Source organism: Sideroxydans sp. CL21 (assembly GCF_902459525.1).
In the GTDB taxonomy this organism is placed as follows: Bacteria; Pseudomonadota; Gammaproteobacteria; order Burkholderiales; family Gallionellaceae; genus Sideroxyarcus.
This window is the reverse complement of sequence record NZ_LR699166.1, coordinates 407,174-429,258: the sequence shown is the minus strand read 5'-3', so window position 1 is coordinate 429,258 and position 22,085 is coordinate 407,174. Positions and strand designations below refer to the sequence as shown.

Annotated in this window: 25 protein-coding genes; 18 read left to right on the top strand and 7 right to left on the bottom strand. The window is 49.0% G+C overall.

Features of this window, described 5'->3' with window-relative positions; all coding sequences use genetic code 11:
* Nucleotides 1-155 precede the first annotated feature (155 nt).
* The 8 genes from QOY30_RS02125 (at nt 156) to QOY30_RS02090 (ending at nt 5,422) form a co-directional block, all read left to right on the top strand.
* Complete coding sequence (locus tag QOY30_RS02125) at nt 156-1,487, top strand: AAA family ATPase (RefSeq protein ID WP_283742990.1); 1,332 nt, start codon at nt 156-158, stop codon at nt 1,485-1,487.
* A gap of 14 nt (nt 1,488-1,501) precedes the next feature.
* Nucleotides 1,502-2,254: a metallophosphoesterase gene (locus tag QOY30_RS02120; RefSeq protein WP_283742989.1), complete on the top strand. Its 753-nt coding sequence runs from the start codon at nt 1,502-1,504 to the stop codon at nt 2,252-2,254.
* Between the two features lie 25 nt (nt 2,255-2,279).
* Nucleotides 2,280-2,690 (top strand): hypothetical protein, encoded by a 411-nt coding sequence (locus QOY30_RS02115; protein WP_283742988.1) that lies wholly within the window; start codon nt 2,280-2,282, stop codon nt 2,688-2,690.
* A complete protein-coding gene (locus QOY30_RS02110) occupies nt 2,687-3,319 on the top strand; it encodes a metallophosphoesterase family protein (RefSeq protein ID WP_283742987.1) in 633 nt (210 codons plus the stop codon). Before QOY30_RS02115 ends, QOY30_RS02110 begins: the two co-directional genes overlap by 4 nt.
* Before the next feature lie 3 nt (nt 3,320-3,322).
* On the top strand, nt 3,323-3,757 hold the full coding sequence (locus tag QOY30_RS02105; RefSeq protein ID WP_283742986.1) for a hypothetical protein: 435 nt from the start codon (nt 3,323-3,325) through the stop codon (nt 3,755-3,757).
* A gap of 10 nt (nt 3,758-3,767) precedes the next feature.
* Complete coding sequence (locus tag QOY30_RS02100) at nt 3,768-4,178, top strand: hypothetical protein (RefSeq protein ID WP_283742985.1); 411 nt, start codon at nt 3,768-3,770, stop codon at nt 4,176-4,178.
* Nucleotides 4,179-4,404: 226 nt separating this feature from the next.
* On the top strand, nt 4,405-4,905 hold the full coding sequence (locus QOY30_RS02095) for an HAD domain-containing protein (RefSeq protein ID WP_283742984.1): 501 nt from the start codon (nt 4,405-4,407) through the stop codon (nt 4,903-4,905).
* 1 nt (nt 4,906) lies between these two features.
* On the top strand, nt 4,907-5,422 hold the full coding sequence (locus QOY30_RS02090) for a 3'-5' exonuclease family protein (protein ID WP_283742983.1): 516 nt from the start codon (nt 4,907-4,909) through the stop codon (nt 5,420-5,422).
* A 365-nt stretch (nt 5,423-5,787) separates the two neighbouring features.
* Here the strand turns inward: QOY30_RS02090 and QOY30_RS02085 are convergent, their stop codons facing one another.
* Complete coding sequence (locus tag QOY30_RS02085) at nt 5,788-6,210, bottom strand: hypothetical protein (RefSeq protein ID WP_283742982.1); 423 nt, start codon at nt 6,208-6,210, stop codon at nt 5,788-5,790.
* Between the two features lie 151 nt (nt 6,211-6,361).
* Between QOY30_RS02085 and QOY30_RS02080 the strand changes: the two genes are divergently transcribed.
* The gene (locus tag QOY30_RS02080) at nt 6,362-6,613 is read left to right on the top strand and encodes a helix-turn-helix domain-containing protein (RefSeq protein WP_283742981.1); all 252 of its coding nucleotides are present in this window, start codon (nt 6,362-6,364) and stop codon (nt 6,611-6,613) included.
* 512 nt (nt 6,614-7,125) lie between these two features.
* On the opposite strand, the gene modA is transcribed toward QOY30_RS02080, so the two are convergent.
* Nucleotides 7,126-7,911 carry a molybdate ABC transporter substrate-binding protein gene (modA, locus tag QOY30_RS02075; RefSeq protein ID WP_283742980.1) on the bottom strand — a complete coding sequence of 262 codons (786 nt, stop codon included), beginning with the start codon at nt 7,909-7,911 and terminating at the stop codon, nt 7,126-7,128.
* Nucleotides 7,904-8,710, bottom strand: a complete 807-nt coding sequence (locus tag QOY30_RS02070; protein WP_283742979.1) for a TOBE domain-containing protein — start codon at nt 8,708-8,710, stop codon at nt 7,904-7,906. Before QOY30_RS02070 ends, modA begins: the two co-directional genes overlap by 8 nt.
* A gap of 408 nt (nt 8,711-9,118) precedes the next feature.
* On the opposite strand from QOY30_RS02070, the gene QOY30_RS02065 reads away from it, so the two are divergent.
* A complete protein-coding gene (locus QOY30_RS02065; RefSeq protein ID WP_283742978.1) occupies nt 9,119-9,463 on the top strand; it encodes a winged helix-turn-helix domain-containing protein in 345 nt (114 codons plus the stop codon).
* Nucleotides 9,464-9,494: 31 nt separating this feature from the next.
* On the opposite strand, the gene QOY30_RS02060 is transcribed toward QOY30_RS02065, so the two are convergent.
* Together QOY30_RS02060 and QOY30_RS02055 are read right to left on the bottom strand one after the other, a co-directional pair.
* Nucleotides 9,495-10,361 carry a hypothetical protein gene (locus QOY30_RS02060; RefSeq protein ID WP_283742977.1) on the bottom strand — a complete coding sequence of 289 codons (867 nt, stop codon included), beginning with the start codon at nt 10,359-10,361 and terminating at the stop codon, nt 9,495-9,497.
* A gap of 572 nt (nt 10,362-10,933) precedes the next feature.
* On the bottom strand, nt 10,934-11,734 hold the full coding sequence (locus QOY30_RS02055; protein ID WP_283742976.1) for a TOBE domain-containing protein: 801 nt from the start codon (nt 11,732-11,734) through the stop codon (nt 10,934-10,936).
* A 399-nt stretch (nt 11,735-12,133) separates the two neighbouring features.
* On the opposite strand from QOY30_RS02055, the gene QOY30_RS02050 reads away from it, so the two are divergent.
* The 8 genes from QOY30_RS02050 to QOY30_RS02015 all read left to right on the top strand — a co-directional run bounded on the left by QOY30_RS02050 (nt 12,134) and on the right by QOY30_RS02015 (nt 20,260).
* A complete protein-coding gene (locus QOY30_RS02050; RefSeq protein ID WP_283742975.1) occupies nt 12,134-13,405 on the top strand; it encodes a transporter family protein in 1,272 nt (423 codons plus the stop codon).
* Between the two features lie 136 nt (nt 13,406-13,541).
* Nucleotides 13,542-14,066, top strand: a complete 525-nt coding sequence (locus tag QOY30_RS02045; RefSeq protein WP_283742974.1) for a hypothetical protein — start codon at nt 13,542-13,544, stop codon at nt 14,064-14,066.
* Between the two features lie 468 nt (nt 14,067-14,534).
* Nucleotides 14,535-15,158: a tyrosine-type recombinase/integrase gene (locus QOY30_RS02040; RefSeq protein ID WP_283742973.1), complete on the top strand. Its 624-nt coding sequence runs from the start codon at nt 14,535-14,537 to the stop codon at nt 15,156-15,158.
* Nucleotides 15,159-15,503: 345 nt separating this feature from the next.
* On the top strand, nt 15,504-16,406 hold the full coding sequence (locus tag QOY30_RS02035; protein ID WP_283742972.1) for a diguanylate cyclase: 903 nt from the start codon (nt 15,504-15,506) through the stop codon (nt 16,404-16,406).
* A gap of 294 nt (nt 16,407-16,700) precedes the next feature.
* Entirely contained in the window at nt 16,701-17,576 is an 876-nt protein-coding gene (locus tag QOY30_RS02030) for a tyrosine-type recombinase/integrase (RefSeq protein WP_283742971.1), read from the top strand.
* Nucleotides 17,577-17,585: 9 nt separating this feature from the next.
* The gene (locus tag QOY30_RS02025) at nt 17,586-18,779 is read left to right on the top strand and encodes an IS91 family transposase (protein ID WP_283746009.1); all 1,194 of its coding nucleotides are present in this window, start codon (nt 17,586-17,588) and stop codon (nt 18,777-18,779) included.
* Nucleotides 18,780-19,269: 490 nt separating this feature from the next.
* Complete coding sequence (locus QOY30_RS02020) at nt 19,270-19,938, top strand: hypothetical protein (protein ID WP_283742970.1); 669 nt, start codon at nt 19,270-19,272, stop codon at nt 19,936-19,938.
* Between the two features lie 22 nt (nt 19,939-19,960).
* Nucleotides 19,961-20,260 carry a hypothetical protein gene (locus tag QOY30_RS02015; RefSeq protein ID WP_283742969.1) on the top strand — a complete coding sequence of 100 codons (300 nt, stop codon included), beginning with the start codon at nt 19,961-19,963 and terminating at the stop codon, nt 20,258-20,260.
* A 393-nt stretch (nt 20,261-20,653) separates the two neighbouring features.
* Here QOY30_RS02015 and QOY30_RS02010 read toward each other — a convergent pair whose 3' ends face one another.
* Both QOY30_RS02010 and QOY30_RS02005 read right to left on the bottom strand, forming a co-directional pair.
* The gene (locus QOY30_RS02010; RefSeq protein WP_283742968.1) at nt 20,654-21,403 is read right to left on the bottom strand and encodes an SDR family NAD(P)-dependent oxidoreductase; all 750 of its coding nucleotides are present in this window, start codon (nt 21,401-21,403) and stop codon (nt 20,654-20,656) included.
* A 32-nt stretch (nt 21,404-21,435) separates the two neighbouring features.
* Complete coding sequence (locus tag QOY30_RS02005) at nt 21,436-22,026, bottom strand: NADPH-dependent F420 reductase (RefSeq protein ID WP_283742966.1); 591 nt, start codon at nt 22,024-22,026, stop codon at nt 21,436-21,438.
* Between the last annotated feature and the right edge of the window lie 59 nt (nt 22,027-22,085).

Here is a 22,085-nt window from a genome sequence, read left to right as displayed (position 1 = left end):
CACCGTCTCCAGGCAAATGTCGATCTGGTGAATCGCGTCACAACCACTTCAGACGTTATGCCAAGTTATTCGACCTCAAAACGAATACTTGGCTGATTAACCAGCCCACACCGGGCTAACCGAATTTATTAAATTGAACAGGGCTTGTGCCCTGTATGAGCGTCATCGCGCGTCTTTATCGCAGCGGTGCCTCATATTTTTCAAAGGAAACTGCTGTGAAAAATTTACAACGGAATGCCCGTGCTCTTGCCATTGAGCAGAGAAAGGCCGCGAGGGAAATTATGGTTGATAAGACGATGTCCGAATACGACCTCGTTCATAACTTTGAAACCAGAATCTTCGTGCCGGCCAGCCTGCTGGGAAAAGATGACGATATCGACGATGAGAAAGACAGGGTTGATTGCGACAAAAATGGAAAAGCGTCCATTGCCACCAGCAATGACGGTACGTCCGCCGGCATGGCTTCTGCAGAATCGATTCGTAAGATCGTGCGCAAACCCTTGCGTCCGTTCAAGCGTTGTGTGCGCGTTTTCGAGCCCAGTGAAATCGCACGGGTGAAAAACGTGGGAAAAGCGACGTCAGGCGATACAAAGCGGCGGTTTGAGTCAACGATAAAGATCGCAGAGGAGCATGAAGGCTATCGCAAGCTACCTACGTTCAAGAACATTGGGCGAACACTGACGCGCCTGGAGGGGCAGTTCGGCAACTTTCGGTCCGTGCTCGATCATTTCGCAGAAGAAATGACATTGGCAGGAGCAAGCAAGGCAGAGTATTTCCGGATTTCGCCGGTTCTGTTCGATGGAGATCCCGGTGTCGGTAAAACCGCCTTCGCGCAGACGTTCGCGTCAATGCTTGGACTACCGTTCTGCAAACTGAGTGCGGGAGGCATGCAGCATGCATCAATACTGACGGGAACAGCATCGCATTGGGCCAACGCGCAGGCAGGTGAAGTGTTCAACCTGATCTCGCATAGCCAATGGGCGAGCGGGGTATTGCTGATCGACGAGGCTGACAAGCTGTCCAATCGACAAGAGTACGCAATCTTGCCAGCGTTGCTGGACTTGTTAGAGCCTGAATCTGCTCGGAAATACAGAGATGAGAGCGTCGGCATGCATTTCGACGCATCGCGTCTGATTGTGCTGATGGCATCGAACAAGATGAATGACATGGATGCAGCACTTCTGTCTAGATGCCGTACGTTCATGATCAAGGCGCCTGGGGTTGAACAGAGGGTGTCGATTGCCAAGCGCGTGCACGGTGACCTCAGCAGTGAGGCTCGTCGCAGTGAGCGAATTGATTTGGATTGCAATGCAGTTCTAGAGCTGTCTGAGGCAGACATCGACATCCGGGCGTTGATTATGGCGGTACGTAGCGCATTTGCGAGGGCGTTGCGCACTGGCAGCAAGATCGCTGTTCCCGTGATGCCGGAAAAAAAGGTAATCCAGAGGGGGATCGGATTCATCCGTACTGAAGCGAAACCTGATTGATAAGGAATATAGATATGAAACTGCAAATCATGAGTGACCTGCATCTGGAGTTCTCGACGTTCGAGCCCATCAAAACGGATGCTGACATAGTAGTGCTGGCCGGCGACATCGGAAAAGTCGCGAACGGGCTCATATGGGCACGTGGTGCATTCCCGGACAAAGAGATCATCTACGTCCCTGGAAACCACGAGCTCTATGGCACACAGCGCCTAGAAACGTTGGCATTGTTGCGAATCGCGGCTAAGGAATGCAACGTCCATTTTTTGGATGACGATGAGGTCGTGATTGGTGGCATCCGCTTTCTGGGCTCTACGCTATGGACGGATTTCCGCCTGTTCGGCGAGAAAGCCAAGATAGCGGCGATGGTAGCAGGTCAGAATGGCTTGAATGACTTCCGCGTGATTCACGAGGGAGCGCTCGGACACTTCAGTCCGGCGCGCTCAATCGAGCTTCACGAAAAGTCCTTGGCTTGGCTCTCCGGAAAATTGGACGAGGCGTATGCCGGCGATACCGTGGTTGTCACGCATCACCTGCCATCCGCCAGGTCAGTCGTGGAAAGGTTCAAGCACGATCTGCTTTCGGCCTGCTTTGCGTCCGATCTGGATCTTCTGTTCGGCAAAGCCGCACTTTGGATACACGGACACACCCACGACAACCTGGACTACACCGTGAACGGAACGCGAGTGATCTGCAATCCACGCGGCTACGTGACTTATCGCGGTGCAGAGAACTTCAATTTCAATGAATCGCTGGTGGTCGAGATATGAGGAGCTTAATTGCCAAGAGGAAGAAATGACTATCAAACACGTAATTTTTGTATCCCAGCAAAGTGCCTGTGAGCGCGCAGCATGGCGCAATTGGTCTGTGATTAGCATCACTGACATAAACTTCGTCGACGCACCATTGCAAAGTGGCTGGCAGGATGTTCTTCGCCTGAAGTTCGACGATATTTCTGAGATAAATCACGATGGCTACGTTCGGATGGGTGAATTACAGGCTCGCGCGGTCATCGAGTTTGTGCAACGCATGAATGAAGACAAGCGATGCGAAGGCATCCTGGTTCACTGTTGGGCCGGCGTGAGCAGATCGGCTGCGGTGGCGAAGTGGATCTCGGAACGGTATAGGTTGTCATTTCCGAAAGATTACGCATATGCCAATCAGCACGTGTACATGCTGTTGCGGGAGGAGAGTTTGTTGATATGAGCAGATTTTTTACGAGTGACCAGCACTTTGGACATGCCAACATTTTGAAGTATGAGGCCGAGAATCGGGTGAATGAGCACGGTCGCACGTTCAAGAACGTTGACTTGATGGACGATTTCCTTGTTGATCAATGGAACAGCGTCGTCAAGGAAAATGACGAGGTCTTTTGTATTGGTGACATGTGCATGAAGATGATGCTTTTGCGCGAGATCCTGCCATTTTTGAATGGCCGGAAGATTCTGATCGTGGGCAACCATGATCCGTTCTTCAAACGTGCAGTGAACGGCAGGATAGAAGAGGCGCGCGCCATCGCTATTGAAGTTGGCTTCAGCGATCTGCATGCAGAACTCGAACTGACAGTTCCAGGCATTGGTCTTGTTCGGTTGAATCACTTTCCTTATGCGCCTCCGAATCTTGGAGATCTGCAGGAATTTGAGAAGCGGTATCTGGAGCATCGACCAAAAGCTAAAGGCGAGAGCTTACTGATTCACGGCCACGTTCACTCTGAATGGCAAGACGCCAAATATCGAGGCATGCCGCCGATGGTCAATGTCGGCGTTGATCTGTGGAGTTTGAAGCCGGTCTCAGAAGCCGAGATCGTCGCCAAATTCGAATCGTTGAAAGGATAGGACATGAACGGACTTGCCAAAGCTTTCAAGACAGCAGTGCCGGAGTCTATCGATAGCATCATCACTCTTCATCGTGAAAATGCATCGCTTAGCGTGCTGGATGACGCTCATATCGCATTTATTCCGAATGTTGCTATGGATCGCCAGATGTCTGTCAAAGGGATGATTGAGGGTTGGTACGTTGTTAGATTGGACATACCGTCCAAGTTGTTTATTGCTGACATTATGTTTGGTTATAAGAATGGTCGGGTATTTCGTACGTCGCCTGTAGTGGCAATCAGCCCGGAGGCAGGTCTGGTTGTCACCAGAAACAGCGTGTACAAGCTCGGTACAAAGGGCGAGAGCGAGCCTGACCTGGCGCTGCGATTGCATGTCTGCAACTTCTTGCACTCGATCAACCTTGGTGAGTTCTTCGGCGTGTTGCATGTGTTTTATTGATTTGGGGTGAATGATGGCGCTGGAACAGGTGGTTTTTATCAGCAGGAAAGACGCCGAAAACTCGGTGAATCCGCGCTGGGCGGTAATCTCGATCTCTGGACTTGATCCTGCGCTGCTACGTGAGGGTTGGCATTCGGTGCTGCGGCTGCAATTCGATGATATCGATCCAGATCCCAAGGCTTTGATTGCCGAAGATCCGTACATCCTGTTCGGTAATGACCATGCGAAACAGATCATCAAATTTGCTCATAAGTGCAACGAATGCGGCGTGGTTGGCATTGTTGTGCACTGCCATGCCGGCATCAGCCGGAGCGCTGCCGTGGCTAAATGGATGGCCGAGAAGTTCGGCCTGGACTTTCCCGCGGGCTATATGTTGTACAACAAGCACGTTTACGCGACGTTGTGCAGAGCCAGTTTGTGAGCGGGGCGTAAGTAAGATTTTGAGATGGTCATGACTCAGAAAGTTGTTGCCCGGTACTTTGCTTTAGCAGTCGTCTCAATGAGATGCACTCAACCGGTCTGACAACCGGTAAAAAGTAGTTCGCTCGGTTACAGGCTCAAATTCTACCGATAAATAGCGATCCGACATGGTGCAAGTCCGAACCGGCGTGGCGTTCGAAAAGAGTGTGTCTCACTGAGATTATTGAATGTGGAACCTGGATATGACAATTCTGTTTCTTGATTTCGACGGTGTCCTGCATCCGAACGGGGCTTTCAGGCATAGCAACGGAAAAATCGTGCTGGATGCGGACGGGCACGATCTCTTCGAGCATGCAGAACTGCTGGCCGGGATTCTTGATCCTCATCCTCGCGTCAAGATCGTTCTGTCGACGTCGTGGGTGCCGACGCTGGGCTTTGCAACGGCAAAGGAATGTCTTCCCGTCGCTTTGCAGAGGCGTTTGGTTGGTACGACATGGCAAGGTGCGCGAATCAAACTGACTTGGGACAGTATGACCCGGTATCAGCAGATCAATTCATATGTGGCACGCCGTCGGCTGACGAACTGGATCGCAGTCGATGACAACGATATCGGCTGGCCGGCTGATAAGCGCCAACACCTCGTTCATACCAACGAATGGGGCGGTTTAGGGGATACAAAAGCTCAGCAAAATTTAATTGACTGGCTTGAAAGACTGAAAGAAGACTGAAATGGCTATCGGAGTGTTTTTTGATACAGAGTTCACGACACTAGATGTGAAAGGCTATCTGGCGTTGATCAGCATTGGTCTGGTAGCTGAAGACGGGCGCGAGTTTTACGCTGAGCTCAGCGATACGTGGAACTCGAACATGTGTTCTTCCTTCGTCATCGATGTCGTGCTGCCACTATTGGAGGGAGGCAAGTATCGTCTGACCGAGGAGCAGACGGTGATCCGGCTGAAAGAATGGATAGAAGCATTAGGTGGCGATGAGGTGGTGCTAAGGAGTGACGCACCCATATACGACTGGCCGTGGGTCGCAGAGATGTTCAATTTCTATGGGTGCTGGCCAGTGAATCTACGCCGCAGGTGCGGGATGATCTATTTCAGGACTCAGCGTCACCAGAATCGATATGACGATGGCTTGGCTGTCTATTGGAATGAACATCGCGCAAGGCGGCATCATGCATTGGTAGATGCGAAAAGCCTGAGATACGCTTGGAAGTTTGCGATCAGGCGCGGTGTGTAAGAAGAAATATAGTGTTCAACCAGGATTTGAGAGAAAGTGTCGCCACCTAGATTGCCTCTCGTACCTGTGTGCAAACTTATATTAAGTGTAGTAGTGTGTAGTAGTTCAGACTTAATTTGACAGGCAGTGCCTGAACTTAACTTTTCGACAGTCGGGAACCAGCTTTGTGTTTTCTTGGCATCACCAAAGACACTCTCCGCATGGGCTTTAAAATCGGCCATACGTTAAATCTATCTGCCTGAATATCCATATTTAGCTCTATTTATGCCAATCACAATGTTTGGCCGACTACGGTAAGTCGCGACAAACAAGATAGCATTGCAAATCAAAACGACAAATTCCTGTCTCTCGAAAAATACCTGCAATCACAAACTAATAATTAACTCCATCTCTATATCCACTCTGCCGTCATCCTCGTCTGTTGGATGGTAAAGCTTCGCTCCATCTGTCATGACGAACATATTCTTGTGATCGCTCCGGCGTTCCCATATTTCTTTTACACGACTTAGCTGGTAGAAGCCGCTGCCATTCATATTTCCGGTTGTCATCAGTCCAACCTCTATATCTTGGAATTCATCTCGTGATGCATTTATTAGTCCCAACATATCGCTTAAAAGGCAAAAAAAGAACTCGCGTCCACAGGTGGCTTCTTCGCCGACCTTCACGTTTACACTAAGGTAGAAAATTGGAATATGTGCGAAAAGCTCAACCCAACGCCAGCATCGCTCACCTTCAGGCGCAAGGGGTGGAGGAAGTTTTAATTCTGCTTGTGGATAGGTATGAAACATGAAAACACCTATTGTGTAGTTGGGAGGTTTATTAGCCGAAAGATCAAGCTCTATCCAAATGATACATAGATTTGCCATCTTTGCCCAATATATTGTGAAGACGTAGCCGTGGCTCACACGTAACTTCTATAAGCAAATATAGGGGGATTAATTGGAGCCTGAAGTAGCGTTTGGAATTGTGCTGAGAGAGCTGAGAAAACAACGAGAGTTTTCACAAGAAACTCTTGCTTATGAAGCTGGAATGGAACGAAATTACATTTCGTTGCTAGAGCTTGGGAAGAATAGTGCAAGTCTGAAGATGATCTTCAAGCTTGCAAAAACGTTCGGCATCACTGTCTCCGAACTAATGGGGTTAGTCGAGGCTAAACAAAAGGATGCTCAGAAACACAGGCGCGCCAAATAACCGTCAGTTAGTTGCCATCTAAATCTAACTGTCCGTTGTACCTCCGGAAGCGGTCATCCAAATCCTGCATTTCGATGTCACATGTACGACCGCTTCTAACCCATTGCCGTCTGTGACGAACGGCCGCTATCGGGCAGTCTATTTTCAAGGCTGACATTCTCTTCTACGACCCGAATTGGCTTTTAAGTATGTTTGAGTGATGTCCGCTTTATTACTATTCGACTTCACACTTCTAACCTATTTCCGTCACTCGCATATCCGGACAGTCAATCTTGCTAAATCGGCCCCAAATTGTTTTCGGTTGAAACTGGTTTGCAGAATAGAAACTACCCAAATTGGCGTTGCTTGGAATCGCACTTGTTGGTTGTTGATTGTTACTACCGATCAAATACTGAAAGTCATAGGTAGCATTCATTTTGCTGGCCGCTGGCGTCTAGCGCACTTTACATAGCTATAAGAAACAATCCTGACTCCGTCTTAACCGCTTTGTACTGAAATAACCAAATAATGCGTCAGGGCAACTCGTACCCAAAGCTACGAATAATAGCTTCGGCTTTTTCGCTCTTCAGGAATGCCAGAAAAGCTTGTGCTGCTGCTTTATCTTTCGCGGCAGACAACAATACTGCACCTTGTTTGATGGGTGTATATAGATTCGCTGGAACTACCCACGACGAACCTTCAGTTACTTTGCCGTCTTTTGTAATTTGCGACAGAGCAATGAATGCCAATTCGGCATTGCCCGTTGCAGCAAATTGATAGGCTTGAGAAATACTTTCGCCTGTCACTAGCTTGTTTTGCACCTTGTCCCACAGTTCGAGTTTTTGCAAAGTCTCTTGGGCTGCCAATCCGTAGGGAGCAAGCTTGGGGTCGGCGTAGGATAGCTTATTATAGTTACCCTTGTTCAGCACCGCACCTTTGTCATCCACAAATCCGGGCTTTGCACTCCACAATACCAGCTTGCCCAAAGCATAGACAAAGCGGCTGTTGGCGACGGCTAGACCTTCCTGCTCTATCAGCTTGGGAGTCTTTTCATCTGCTGCGAGTAACACATCGAATGGCGCGCCTTCTTTGATTTGGGAATAGAACTTTCCGGTGGAGCCAAAACTGAGTTTTACCGTATTCCCAGTCTCCTTTTGGAAAAGTTCGACGATCTGTTGCACTGGTGCAGTGAAATTAGCCGCAACAGCCGCATTCACTTCACCTGCATTCACCGAACTAGCTATCGTACCAAACAATAGTGCAGCAGCAATAGCCCACAACTCAAAATGACGCGAATTCATATTGGTTCCTTTATGCATTAACCGCCAATACAACGTGCGAAGCTTTGATCAACGCACAAGCCTTTACACCATCTTTAAGTCCTAATGTCTTGATGCTGTCATTCGTCACCACTGCGGCCACACTCTTTCCGCCAGCCAGCTCGATGATAACTTCGCCGTTTACTGCACCTTCCTGGCAACGCACAATCGTACCCCTCAACTCGTTGCGCGCACTTGTCTTGAATCCATCGGAGGTGGTTACGATAACCCAAGGGGCTTTGATCAACGCATAAGCTTCTTTACCGACCTTCAATGCAAGATGATCCACACTTTCATTGGTGATGATGGCTGCAATTGAATCGCCACCTCCAATATCCAAAATCACTTCTGAATTTACCGCTCCAATTTTGATGCTTTTAATTTTTCCAAGAAATTGATTGCGTGCGCTCGTCTTCATGTCGAATCTCCTCATCATGTGATAATACTCATCAAAGTCATCCATGATTCGACCGAGCGTTTTGAGTACTTGCTCGCGCTCCTGCTCCAAGCGGCGATATGCTCCTACCACTCGTCGACCATAGGTCGTCAGTGTAGCCCTGGTACCATGTTGTCCGCTAGCTTTGCGTTCAACCAACGGCTGCTCGGAAAGGTTATTGACTATCTCAACCGCTTCCCAAGCTGCCTCATAATTCATTTTCATCGCACTCGCTGCAGCAGTAATAGAACCTGTTGTTTCGATACGTTCCAACAATTCAAGATGATCCCAACGGTGCCCCTTGGCAATTTTCAACTTCGGCAAATTAATAGGTTCTGTCTTCATTTCAGCTAATTGTGCCATTGCGACCTCATGCGTTATAACTATTCACAACATAACGGTCAGCAAAAGCGATGCCATATTGAACTGCATATGTACTCATGCCGCACAGATACTAGTATTCAAGCCAATTTAGCTGAAAGTCAGTTTCAAATTAAAACGGCGAATTTGTTGCATTCGACACAATATTGATGTCTCTTATGTATTTCTCGCTACAACGATTTTTTAATCGGACTTGGTTAATTTCATTACATTGATAATGCAACTAAATCGATCAATATGTTTTGGACATTGCTGACCCTTCGAAATGGTGAATTAGATTAGAGGTGATTGTCGCTTGAGATACTATTTGATATTCAAATTTTGCTACAGAAAATGAATGAGTCTAGCCTTGTTAAGGCTTTAGGCTGAGCGAGCTCTGTGCGTACCTACATGAACAAGAATTTAAAAATTAGAATTTCAAGCGGAATAGACACCGCTATGGGGCCAGGTAAAGCAGAATTGCTCGAAGCCATACAGGAATTTGGCTCCATTACAAAAGCAGCGAAAAAAATGAAGATGTCATATCGCCGCGCTTGGGAGTTGGTGAATGTTATGAATCAATGTTTTAAATATCCACTCGTTCTAACCGCGAAGGGAGGTACTCATGGCGGTGGGGCAGAAGTCAGTGAATTAGGAATTACAATTCTCCAAAATTATCGGGATTTGGAAACCAAAGTTTCCCGCTTTGCCGATAAGGAGCTTAACCAAATTCTTTCCAACTTATCTCAAAAATGAGTACCCCACCTTTTTCAACCTGTTAGCCCTCCTAGAATGTAATACGCATTGTGGCCAGCGTAGCGTGGTTCAGGTTGACAACTTGTGTTCCCTGTACGATCTGATATCCAATCCCAACTATTGCCTTGACGCGGTCCTTGATCACGAATCGGCCGATAGTAGTCCCATAGGTGATCATCATTTGACTTTTACCGGCAAGCGCCCCGTCATACCAGTGTATATAGTTGGTTTCAATCTCCGGCCAGAACTTGCCCACATGTCCTTGCAATGCCATATTCCAGGTAAGGGGCCTTCCTAGAGTGCTCACCCCGCCTGATGGAACGGCCATTCCCAATGTGCTCTGAATATCTACCCCCGACTGTCGATCGCCCCACCCCTTACCGGCAGCGATGGTGGGCGTGACAAGCGTGTGATTGGTGGTAAATGCATTGCCCCCGGTTTGCAGGCTCGTTCCGAGGAAAGCGGTGACGATGTAATTGCCATGTTCTTCATTCGCCGTAAGTATCCGATATTTCAGCAACAGATTTTCATCAGCCACTCCGGTGACGCTCGGCTTGTTTGGAACGTCTTTTACTTGATAGGCCGGCACACCGACAATGATCTCGGTATTTCTGCTTGGGATAATTTCAATCCCTTTGCCGCCCCCGTAACTGTCAATGGTTGTGCCTGCTTTAGGTTTGGGCACATCTGAATGGCTATAGTCGAATCTGTACTCCTGCTCCAGACGCGGGGTTACTGTCACCAGGGGTGTCATCCAGTGCGGTTGTTCTTCCTGAGTGCTGCTGACATTGGCTAACCAGTTTGAGAAAAATGATTCATCTTCGGCAAACGCAGGCGATGCAATCAAGCCGGCGGCTATGACAATCGCTGCGGAATAAATTCTATTGGGTTTGATCATTTCGGTAGTCTCCTTAAATTAAACGTTATTCCCTATCGGGAATAACGAACATATTACATATTAATAAATTCATTAGTAATTGCGTAATGTACTTTTATTACTAACGTTTCCACATCAGCCATCGCAAAGTACATGCCAGAAATTAATTACCTTTACTTTCATTATGTTAAAATTTTCATTATTTATGAATGTCAGAGACATTACAACGATATGTAGTGTTATCTACAACGATTAACGAAGTCGCTTTACCTGGACAGGCATCTGGTGCTTGGAAACCATGAGCGCATTTTGGATAATTTAAGTCTTCAGCAATGTGCAAAGCCATATGCGCCTGATCCGCGAGTGAATCGAGACGCGTTTATAGGCACAACGGCCTTGTGATGGTTGTAACTAGGGATGCAGCTGATTTCTGGCCCAATGGCGTGGAAATATCAACTCTTGGGAAATGAAAGTTCTGGATAATCCGATTTAGAACCAAAGTGCATTCAATCAGCACTTCAACTCATCAGGTTGACATTCCGTGCGAGGAAAACTTGTGGCGTTGCTTTCTTTTGCGGCACATTTCTTTCTATTTATGAATAGACAGCCAATATAATGTGTGATGCCTTGATCAACGCTGTTGCCTTCACACCCTCTTTGAGACCTAACGACTTGATGCTATCGTTGGTTACGATGGCCACAACAGTCTTGCCGCCGGTGAGTTCGATGATGACTTCGCCGTTGATGGCTCCATCCTGGCAACGCACTACTGTGCCGCGTAGTTCATTACGAGCACTGCTTTTAAAATCTTCGGAAGTGGTTACGATCACCCAAGGTGCCTTGATCAAGGCATGGACATCTATACCAACTTTCAATCCGAGATGATTGATGCTATCGTTGGTAACCACTGCAGCCAAGGTATCGCCGCCGCCGATGTCCATCACTACTTCGGCGTTGATTGCTCCAAGCTTGATGCTTTGTATTTTTCCAACAAATTGATTGCGAGCGCTCGTCTTCATATCGAACCCTCTTATCAAACGATAATACTCATCGAAATCGTCAATCACCAACGCCAGCTTTTTTAATACTTGTTCCCGTTCCTGCTCCAAACGGCGGTATGCACCAACCACACGGCGACCATAAACAGTGAGTGTCGTACCACCGCCATGCTTACCACCTGTCTTGCGCTCAAGCAATGGCTGACCAGACAGATTGTTGATACTTTCAACTGCTTCCCAAGCAGTTTTATAGCTAATGTTCATAGCAGATGCCGCTGCCGTGATGGAACCCGTTGAGTCTATTAGCTCTAATAATTCCAACTGATCCCATCTTCTTCCCTTGAAGATGGACGCAACACTTGGTTCACTTTTTCCAGTATTACTCGACTTTGCCATTTAGACCTCACACTAAATTTGTGGCGCACGAAAATAATAGCTACATTTAGCGCAATCAAAATATATTCATAATGAATACCCTTTGTTCATCTTACCTGCGAACATGCGCTTCCAACCTCATAGCTGCCGCTCTATTTTCAATTTTTCATAGGTCTCAGCGTAACTGGAACTGCCACTGAGCTTCGTAAATTCGCTTTTCAAACCGGACATTCGCAATTGTGGGCATCGAGTTGTCGCCAGTCAAAATCTATAAAGAAATAATTCACTATCCGCTTCTTGTCTATTTTGTGTTTATTCGCTCATAAAAAGGCCACATATCATCGTTGTATACATTACTACATGTCGTTGTAGTACTTATGACAGATACATTCCATTAATTATTTACCTTATTGTTTATTAATGTTATTTATTGCTGGCATCGGTCTTGCTCAAAATGGCTCAGCTTCGTTATGTATAGCAATATATAGCGACTGCATTAACCTTTTGGAAAGAATTGTCATGCCAATTATGCCACGCTCATTTTTTTTTCAACCCACCGCAGCACTGATCATGTCTCTATCTGTTTTAGTTTCAGCAGTATCCATATCACCAGTACAGGCGGCTGATATTTCGTCCGATCCGTCCACAGAAGCCAGCATCGACGACAAGTCCATGCCAGATCACCACATGAACGACCACAGCAAAATGCCGGCAGGGGTCCAAGGAGGAAATGTAGTAAGTACAGGAAAATTCGCGTTCAGCTATACGCCAATGTTTATGCATATGGAAGATAACTACATCGGCTCCTCCACGGTTTCGCCTCAAACAATTGCGACCACGATTCCCTCTCAAGTGACAATGACTGGGGCTATGGGGCCAATAAAGGAAATGTATAGAATTGTGCCGACAACTATGGACGTGCAGTCACATATGTTCAACTTAATGTACGGAGTGACTGACAATTTCAATTTAATGGCCATGGCCTCTTATCTACGCAAGTCAATGAACATGATTACATTTTCAGGCGCATCAGGCACAACCGTACTTGGCTCAAGCTCGGCAACCACCGAGGGGGTGGGCGATACCATCATCGGCTCGTTGTGGCGGGTATACAAAGATCACTCATATGCAGTTATTCTGAACCTCGGACTTAGCCTGCCAACTGGTAGTGCAACGCAAAATATAGCCATGTTAAGCCCAATGAATAAGTTTATGACCATGCGTGCAAGTTATGGAATGCAGCTCGGGACAGGTACCTATGATCTGATGCCCGGCTTAACCGTGACAAGCCACACAAATAACTGGTCATGGGGTACTGCCTGGCGTAGCCGTTTTCCACTCGGTAATAACTCGGAAGGATACCGTTATGGCAATTTAAACGAATTGACAGCATGGGGTGGTTATTCCTCTTCACCTGGAATCACCGCAACTATCCGTATCGCAGAATCGATTCAGGGACAGATTCGAGGTTCTGATCCGATGATTTCGGGCTTGATGGAAGGTACAAACCCGAACTTTTATGGGGGGAAGCATACCGATTTGCTCGGAGGTGTCGAGATAGCGGGTGGTCCCTTCGGATATAAGAAGCAACATGCCGCATTCGAGATAGGTAAAACGATAACTCAAAATCTCAATGGCCCTCAATTGGGTCATTCCTGGACGTTTAATGCGTTACTCGGAACTGAGTTTTAAAGTTCCATCTGGATTGGCATGGGCATGGACAGGATGATCACAAGCATTTCCTGAATGATTGAAAATACATGACATTCAGGAAACGCTTGCTAAGCTTACAACAATTGAACCAACATTTTCAGTCTACGGAGACATTATGAAAACTCTATTCGCCATATTAATTTGCACGGTCGTCAACTTTCCCGCTCTTGCTGAAGATATGACAAGCCACACTCAACCACTTTCTGTAATCAACGACGATAGTCGCCAACTGGTGAATTATCCGCCCGATGTTAAAGCGCATGCATTGGCAAACATGCGAGGCCATCTGAAAGCATTGGCTGACATTATGGATGCAGTTGCAAATGCACATTATGCAGTGGCCGCTGATATCGCAGACAATCGGCTAGGAATGAATTCATCTGCTGCTGTTGGGTGCCAGCCGAAAGACATGAAGATGATGCAGATGTCCAAAACATATCACCTTGACTATCAAATGCAGCAGCTAATGCCTGAAGAAATGCGAGTTCTTGGGCAGAATATGCATAGAGCTGCCAATGAGTTTGCAGTCAAAGCTCGCGATGCAGACAAGAATATCCAAAGCATCACAGAAGCCAATATGGCACTTACTAAGATCGCACGTCAATGCGTTGCCTGTCATGAGAGCTTCCGGATGCAATAGGGATTCACTCAAATCGCCTGTTAACCTTCAGCGACTGAGAGAAGATTGTCACACCTCCTGATATAACTATTACATATGTACTAGAACTGCGAATGGCTACTCCAGATGCCATTTAATTTCCGCAAAGCTGCCAGTCAAAACTGGCAGTTACTGGCACGTTGTAGATGAAAATGAGTGGCAGCTTTATGGCGGTGAATTCTCGATCTTGACTGACTCAAAGTGGCCGACTTGCGTCCTTTGTTGATCATAAATGCAAGCGTCTGTTCCAATATTGAAAGCGGTCATACGATATCAGCATCCTGCTTGAATTGTGGCGCCGAGGCAACCCCGGAAATTATATAGACCCGTATCTAGACCTCGGTACGTTCTGCTAGGCAGAGTTCGACTGTATTCGCCTACATGGGGCTACTTGATTACCACCCCCAGGAAGGCGCAAAGTGATCTTTCCGTTTTCACTTGGAGAGAATCATGGAAACCGATATTGCCGTTCGTCATCATGAGCCATGGAACAAGGGAAAGTTGACAGGACAGAAAGCGCCGCTCAGGTTGCAGGACATCTGGGCTATTCGTGTCCGACTGCAGTTGAAAGAACATCCACGAGATCTTGCATTGTTCAACCTGGCCATCGACAGCAAACTCAGAGCATGCGATCTGATGAATCTTAGAGTACGGGACGTATCGCATGGGGAACGCATAGCCACACGCACCATTATCTTGCAGCAAAAGACGCAACGGCCCGTTCAGTTCGAGATTACAGAGCCAACGCGCACATCCCTGATGAATTGGGTCAAAGTCGCAGGTTTGAGATCAGAAGACCATCTCTTCCCCAGTCGGATAGATGGCTCCCCTCATCTGTCGACGCGCCAGTACGCAAGGATCGTACATAAATGGGTCAGCGAGATCGGATTGGATACGACGTGCTATGGCACGCATACGATGCGCAGAACCAAACCTACGTTGATTTACCGCCGAACCAAGAATCTTAGAGCAGTACAGATATTGCTGGGACATACCAAGCTGGAGAGTACTGTTCGTTACCTTGGGGTCGAAGTAGATGATGCGCTGGAGATGGCTGAACAGACGGAGGTCTAGATACTGGCCTATATACTTTTGAGTGTTGCTTAGCCGACACAATTCAAGGAGTATTCGACATTGCGAATGACCGCATCCGAGAGGGGAACGGTCATCCGCAGTTGAGCATGGTAATAGACTCAAATCGGCCACTTTGGGCCATTCGCCAACGGTGGCTTTGCGGCGACCAATATGGCAGACTGAAGTTCGGCGACGTGCCAGCTTGAGATATTCGAAAGTGTGCTTGAACATCCGACAAACATGAAGACCAATGAATCAAGGTCATTGCGGCGACCCAATACGGTAAGTCGAGTATTGACTCATAGGGTTGAGGATAATACTGCGCACAGTTTATAGGGAGCAATCATGGCGCTCGACGAAATCACCCGCGATGAACTGCAAAGCGTTATCGCACACCTGAAAGAAGCCGTCTACAACCACCAGCAATGGCATGAAGCATTGGTTCGCACGATCGCTTGCAAACTGCCAAGCAATAAGAGCGACGCCGACACTGCAGCGCACACTAAATGCCTCTTCGGCCAATGGTATTACGGCTATGAGACCACAAAACTTCGCAAGCATCCCGGTTTTATAGCCGTGGGCGATGAGCACCAGCGCATGCACCACTTCGCCAGACAGTTGCTAGTCGCCGCAGATGACGGCAAACCACTTGACGTCATTGATTTCGATAAATTTGGCAATGCGCTCACACGGTTGCGGCTAGAAATATCCGCATTGGAGAAAGAACTTGAAGACTCACTATACAACCACGACTCGCTTACCGGCGCGATTACACGCTACGGCATATTGCCGACATTGCGAGAGCAACATGAACTGGTAAAGCGACACGTCCAGCTTTGCTACATTGCCATGATGGATCTGGACAACTTCAAAGCAGTCAATGATCTTCATGGGCATCCCGCAGGCGATCGGGTATTGACTGAGTCTGTTCAATACCTGATTAAGCATCTCCGCCCCTACGACAAGGTTTTTCGCTACGGAGGCGAAGAATTTCTGCTGAGCATGCCTTATCCAGCGGATTTAACGCCAGGTTGTGACAGGAAGGTAAATGACCTTAGGGAAGGAATTGCCTCATTGAACATTGACATCGGAGAAGGTGGACCTATACACGTTTCCGCATCCTTCGGCCTGACGGACCTTGATCCGGACACTCCTGTAGAAACAACCATTGACCGCGTCGACAAGGCTCTTTATGCAGCCAAAGCCGCTGGGCGGAATTGTGTGCGGATATGGAATCCGTCAATGTAAAAGCTTGTTTTGGGTCGATTGCCGCAGGTCACGAATGGCAGGTTTCGGGAAACCTAAATTCATTGACGACCATCCGTTCCGGGTTAGGAACAGCAGGTCGTGAAGGTCCGGTATCGGGTAAGCTACGGACGGTGGTGTTAGCAAAGGCAAACGGGCAGAACGCGGCCAACGGACTAAACCGCTCCGCGGTATTGGGCGCTCCGAATTAGCGGCTGCAGGTGATTGACAGAGAAGTACTGCTCCTTATGTTGAGAAGTGAGGCAATCCGCCTCATTTCCCGACAGGAGCAGAATCATGAACACAACGACTCAAGCTGTTTCTCCATTGCGCCAACGCTTTCTCGACGACATGCGGATGCGCAAACTCTCCCCCAAGACACAAAGCGCCTACCTCCGCGCAGTCATTCAATTTAGTACTTGGCTTGGCCGATCTCCCGACACGGCCAGCGCAGAGGATCTGCGACGCTATCAGTTGCACCTGGTCGATCGCGGCATCTCGCCGATTTCACTCAATGCGGCGATCACTGGCCTGAAGTTTTTCTTCGAGACGACAATCGATCGTGCCGAACTGATGAACAAGATGCAACCGGTACACGTTCCGCACAAGTTGCCGGTGGTGTTGAGTCAGGACGAGGTAGCACGTCTGATCGCCGCTGCGGGAAATCTGAAATACAAGACAGCACTATCGATTGCCTACGGTGCAGGATTGCGTGCCAGTGAAGTGTTGGCGTTGAAGGTCAGTGACATTGATAGCGAGCGCATGGCATTGCGTATTGAACAAGGCAAAGGCAGCAAGGATCGCTACGCGATGCTTTCTCCGGTACTGCTCGAATGCCTGCGTACGTGGTGGAAGACGGCACGAGCTCAAGGCAAGATGCTGGATGGAGGCTGGTTATTTCCCGGCCAGAACCCGATTGACCAGTTGAGTTCCCGTCAACTGAATCGCGCCATCCACGCTGCCGCTGATGCGGCGAATATCGACAAGCGCGTTTCGATGCATACACTGAGGCACAGTTTTGCCACGCACTTGCTGGAACAAAAGACCGATATCCGGCTGATTCAGGTTTTGCTCGGGCACAAGAAATTGGACACGACGGCGCTGTATGCCCAAGTGGCCACCGATCTATTGCGCGAGGTGATCAGCCCGCTGGAGACCCTGCCTCCCGCATAGATTGGGATCATCGTGCGTCCCGCACTGGAGGTCGCGGATATCTTCCGCGCCCACGGGCCCGCCTGGCGACAGACTCAGTACGCTCACCTGAGTCTGGGTCAGCTCAAGGTCATGTCCGCCATCGAGCAGTGCCGCAGCGCGGCGCTGGGAGGACATGTGTTGCACTGTCCCGCCTGTGCGCATGACGAGATCGCCTATAACTCCTGCCGCAACCGGCATTGCCCCAAGTGTCAGGCGAGTGCGGCCAAGCGCTGGCTCGAAGCCCGCCAGACGGAACTGTTGCCGGTGGACTATTACCATGTGGTGTTCACCTTGCCGGCACCGATCAGCGCCATCGCCTACACCAACAAGGCGGTGATCTATCGTCTGCTGTTCGAGGTCGCCGCAGAGACGCTGCGCACCATCGCTGCCGACCCCAAGCATCTGGGGGCACGCATCGGGGCGACCTTGGTGCTGCACACCTGGGGCTCGGCACTGACGCATCATCCGCACGTGCATGGCATCGTGCCGGGCGGCGGTCTGTCATTCAACGGTGAACGCTGGGTCGCCTGCAAGCCGGGTTTCTTCCTGCCGGTGCGCGTGCTGTCGCGGCTGTTCCGGCGGCGCTTTATAGAAGAATTGGAGCGGGTTCATCGCAACGGCCAGTTGCAGTTCTTCGGCGAGTACGCGCAACTGAGTGATGCGGCCGCCTTCGCCGACTGGCTCGCGCCGCTGCGCGAGTGCGAATGGGTGGTGTATGCCAAGCGCCCATTCGCCGGACCTGCGGCAGTGCTGGCTTATCTGTCGCGCTATACCCATCGGGTGGCGATTTCCAATTCACGACTGGTTGCACTGGACGAGCGCGGAGTGACCTTCAAGTGGAAAGACTACCGTACTGCGGGTGCGACGCGCTACAAGACCATGACGCTCGATACAGGCGAATTCATGCGGCGATTCCTGTTGCATGTTCTGCCCGGAGGCTTCCATCGCATCCGTCACTACGGGCTGATCGCCAACACCGGGCGACGGGAGAATCTGGCACGGGCTCGCGAGCTGTTGCATGTGGAGCCGGTCGTCAGTGTCGAAGCCGATGAGAACGCGCCCACCGAATCCGCTCAGCCCACCTTCGTCTGCCCGGACTGCGGTGCGCCAATGATCATCGTTGATACCCTGGCGCGCAAATATCTGATTCGTGCGCCCCCTCAGCTTCGAGGTATGCCATGAGCAGCGCTACTCCATACCAAAACTGCCATCGGCCCGAGCCGATGCGGAATGGCTTTGTCTTGTGTTACAACAACATGGTGTTTGATGCTCCCTCTCAACGAAGAATCAGAAGTGTTTGCTCCGATAAAGGCCACCTGAGCGAGGCCATCGTCAGGCTGATCAGGTCGATCGCCAAATAGAACGACAGAATTAAAACTCAAATCCCCATAGACCGCTGCTTGTCCTGAAGCTCACAGGAGCATCACCGCGGTTTCCTCCCTTGGTGCTTGTCAGACGCCTGCCCGCATAGGGTTGCGGTATCATCATGGCTTCGTGTTTGAGGGCAGGCATCTGACAACCCTTAACACTAACCGCCGTTCGTAGCGTTTCTCTATAGCAGTCATTCCTCGTGTAAATCGCTGGCAGTATCTAGACCGTTTGGCATATTGTTCTTTAACTGGCTGTCAGGTAGTGTGCGCCGCAATCAACTCACTAAACCGAAAGTTGAATAATGCTGAGATTATTGTTGCTTACTGTCTTTCTTTTACTCATTGGGCCGGCTTATTCAAGCGAGCCAACCGCCATACAAAAACCGAGCTTTAAATTGGATGGGCGCTCTGCAGCAGATTTGTCCGCCGATTGGTGGAAATGGGCAATGTCCAGTCCTGATGAAATTAATCCGGTGCGCGATAATTCGGGAGCTCACTGCGATACTGGCCAGCGCGGGAATGTGTGGTTTCTTGCTGGAGGATTTGGAACGAATTTGATAAGGCGAAGCTGCTCCATTCCTGAAGGAAAATACATCTTTTTTCCTATTATTAATATGTCCTATTGGCCACGGGAAGAGAACAACGGTTACACGTGCAAACAGGCCATAAAGAATGCAGCGGTCAACAACGAGACGGCAATCGACTTATTTGTGGAATTAGATGGCGTAGTAGTCAAAGAACCAAAGAAATACAGGGCTAGAACGACGAAGTGTTTTGATATATATGATTGGATACCAACGTCAGAAAAGCCATATAACGCATATCCTTCAGCATCAGATGGCTACTGGATTCTGCTCAGCCCATTAGCCGTTGGGAAACACACGATTAGGTTTGGCGGCCAATACAACAACACGACATCCGCTTATGGGCACAATCTGCAAGACATCGAGTACGTGATTACGGTCAAATGAATATAACAAAAGGGAAAACAGAATGAAGACACAAATTTCACGTTTGTCGCCTCATCAGAACGGCAAGGTATTTGGAGTTCTCATGGCACTGAGCTCGTTGATCTTCATAATCCCTATGTCGATTGCATTCTCCTTCATGCCGCCAGGTATGGATGCTCATGGCAATCAAATGCATCAGATGCCAACAGCATTCTTTTTGATCTTACCGGTTATCTATCTTGTCCTGGGATACATAATGACGGCGATTAGCTGTTTGTTCTATAACTTCATGTTCAAGTTTATTGGTGGTATTGAATATGAGTCTGAAAATCGAGACGAATGACTGCAATTGGGCGAGGAAGAGACCTTCCTCTTAGCTTCGGCATATAGGCCCGAATCGGCCATGAAGCGACAGTCGAGGTTGAAAACTCGATGCCACAAAGCTGACCTTCATCATGGACGACAACGTGCCATCTGCGGACGGTCACGCATGATATGGGGAAAACCGTGTGTTCGGCCAAGGAAAACGCTGGCAATTTTCTGAAAAGGACCCCGGTTGAGCCTGCCGGAGGATCTGCTATTTGACTTTTCACCCTTAAGAGACATAGAGACATCTCCAAAGAAATTCAATCTGACAATGAAGCGCAGTTCGGTTTATGCGAATAATTCGGTCCGTTCTTTACCTCTTCCCAAAGCCCAACAAGCTCCCGTTCCTTACAATTGTATGGCTGACTTCTTAGGAGACAACCATGCCACCGTCGGCCACCAGCTCCACGCCGTTCACGTAAATCGAGTCGTCTGAAGCGAGAAATAGCGCCACAGTCGCGATCTCGTCAGGGGTGCCCATTTTTCCCCGCGGAATCAAAGATCCAAACTGTATTTTCGCCTTCGCATCCAGCACCTGGTCCATCATTGGCGTATCGACCTGTCCAGGGCACAGCACGTTCACCCGAATCCTCCTCTCCTTCAGCTCGTTAACCCAAGTACGTGCGAATACATGCAGCGCGGCTTTGCTCGCGGCATACACACCCCAACCAGGAAAGCCCTTAAGCCCAGCATTCGACGAGGTCATGATGATCGACCCACCATCGGTAATCAGTGGTAACGCCTTTTGCACGGTGAAAAGTGTGCCGCGCGTATTCAGCCCGAAAGCCGTGTCGAAGTGCTTTTCCGTAATCTCGCCAATCTTGCTGACCTCCCCAATTCCGGCGCTCGCAAATAGGATATCGATTTTGCCTTTTTCCCGCCTGACGGTATCGAACAAACGGTCCAAGTCATCCAGGTTGGCCGAGTCTCCCTGCACGCCGGTTACGTTTCGCCCGATCAGTTTGACGGCCTTATCAAGTTGCTCTTGTCGACGCCCCGTAATAAATACGTATGCGCCTTCTTCAACGAAACGCTTGGCACTCGCCAGTGCCATACCGCTTGATCCGCCTGTGATTACTGCGATTTTTCCTGCCAATTTTTGTCCGTTGTTGTTACTCATGTGTTTTCTCCTTTTTTGGTAATTAAAATGAATCAAAATTCCAGTCGCTTGATCAGATCCAAATGGAGTCCGCTCAGCGGGGCTCCAAATTCCTGGAGTTTTCCGCCATCGATCAGCCCGCCTAGGTCCACTGGGACAAAGCCGGTTTCCTCAAGGGCGCGGGCTAGTTTCCGTTTTGCGTCGGTGTCGTCACCAGAAAGGAACAGAACTAATTTAGGCTTCTTGTCTGAATAGTCCTGAATCCAATTCGCCACGAGCGTATTGAGTGCTTTGACTATGCGAGCTCCAGGGGCATAACTTGCAATGACCTCGCTCGCAGTCTTTCCCTTGGTGTCCTCTTCTAAAGGGCGATTCGTCGCATCGACGAGAATGCGCCCGTTCCAGTCAGAGACTTCGGCGAGAGCTTGCTCTGCTTGCTCCCAGCGCACAGCCAAAATTACGATGTCTTGCTTTGCCGCCTCTTTCACGGTGCCCGCTTTGGCATTCGGGCCGATACTTCGAACAAGTTCGGCCAACGAGTCAGGTCCCTTGCTGTTACTGAGAACCACCTCGTGCCCATGCCGGACAAAATGCTTGGCGTATGTCTGCGCCACATTTCCTGCTCCAATAAATCCGAATTTCATATGCATTTTTTCCTTTCACTCATCAATCGGTTACTATAAAAGTATCTATTTAGGTCAAA

Coding starts and splice junctions, on each gene's coding strand:
- QOY30_RS02125 (WP_283742990.1), top strand. CDS start 156: ATGAGCGTCATCGCGCGTCTTTATCGCAGCGGTGCCTCATATTTTTCA.
- QOY30_RS02120 (WP_283742989.1), top strand. CDS start 1,502: ATGAAACTGCAAATCATGAGTGACCTGCATCTGGAGTTCTCGACGTTC.
- QOY30_RS02115 (WP_283742988.1), top strand. CDS start 2,280: ATGACTATCAAACACGTAATTTTTGTATCCCAGCAAAGTGCCTGTGAG.
- QOY30_RS02110 (WP_283742987.1), top strand. CDS start 2,687: ATGAGCAGATTTTTTACGAGTGACCAGCACTTTGGACATGCCAACATT.
- QOY30_RS02105 (WP_283742986.1), top strand. CDS start 3,323: ATGAACGGACTTGCCAAAGCTTTCAAGACAGCAGTGCCGGAGTCTATC.
- QOY30_RS02100 (WP_283742985.1), top strand. CDS start 3,768: ATGATGGCGCTGGAACAGGTGGTTTTTATCAGCAGGAAAGACGCCGAA.
- QOY30_RS02095 (WP_283742984.1), top strand. CDS start 4,405: ATGTGGAACCTGGATATGACAATTCTGTTTCTTGATTTCGACGGTGTC.
- QOY30_RS02090 (WP_283742983.1), top strand. CDS start 4,907: ATGGCTATCGGAGTGTTTTTTGATACAGAGTTCACGACACTAGATGTG.
- QOY30_RS02085 (WP_283742982.1), bottom strand. CDS start 6,210: ATGTTTCATACCTATCCACAAGCAGAATTAAAACTTCCTCCACCCCTT.
- modA (WP_283742980.1), bottom strand. CDS start 7,911: ATGCATAAAGGAACCAATATGAATTCGCGTCATTTTGAGTTGTGGGCT.
- QOY30_RS02070 (WP_283742979.1), bottom strand. CDS start 8,710: ATGGCACAATTAGCTGAAATGAAGACAGAACCTATTAATTTGCCGAAG.
- QOY30_RS02065 (WP_283742978.1), top strand. CDS start 9,119: ATGAACAAGAATTTAAAAATTAGAATTTCAAGCGGAATAGACACCGCT.
- QOY30_RS02060 (WP_283742977.1), bottom strand. CDS start 10,361: ATGATCAAACCCAATAGAATTTATTCCGCAGCGATTGTCATAGCCGCC.
- QOY30_RS02055 (WP_283742976.1), bottom strand. CDS start 11,734: ATGGCAAAGTCGAGTAATACTGGAAAAAGTGAACCAAGTGTTGCGTCC.
- QOY30_RS02050 (WP_283742975.1), top strand. CDS start 12,134: ATGTTATTTATTGCTGGCATCGGTCTTGCTCAAAATGGCTCAGCTTCG.
- QOY30_RS02045 (WP_283742974.1), top strand. CDS start 13,542: ATGAAAACTCTATTCGCCATATTAATTTGCACGGTCGTCAACTTTCCC.
- QOY30_RS02040 (WP_283742973.1), top strand. CDS start 14,535: ATGGAAACCGATATTGCCGTTCGTCATCATGAGCCATGGAACAAGGGA.
- QOY30_RS02035 (WP_283742972.1), top strand. CDS start 15,504: ATGGCGCTCGACGAAATCACCCGCGATGAACTGCAAAGCGTTATCGCA.
- QOY30_RS02030 (WP_283742971.1), top strand. CDS start 16,701: ATGAACACAACGACTCAAGCTGTTTCTCCATTGCGCCAACGCTTTCTC.
- QOY30_RS02020 (WP_283742970.1), top strand. CDS start 19,270: ATGCTGAGATTATTGTTGCTTACTGTCTTTCTTTTACTCATTGGGCCG.
- QOY30_RS02015 (WP_283742969.1), top strand. CDS start 19,961: ATGAAGACACAAATTTCACGTTTGTCGCCTCATCAGAACGGCAAGGTA.
- QOY30_RS02010 (WP_283742968.1), bottom strand. CDS start 21,403: ATGAGTAACAACAACGGACAAAAATTGGCAGGAAAAATCGCAGTAATC.
- QOY30_RS02005 (WP_283742966.1), bottom strand. CDS start 22,026: ATGAAATTCGGATTTATTGGAGCAGGAAATGTGGCGCAGACATACGCC.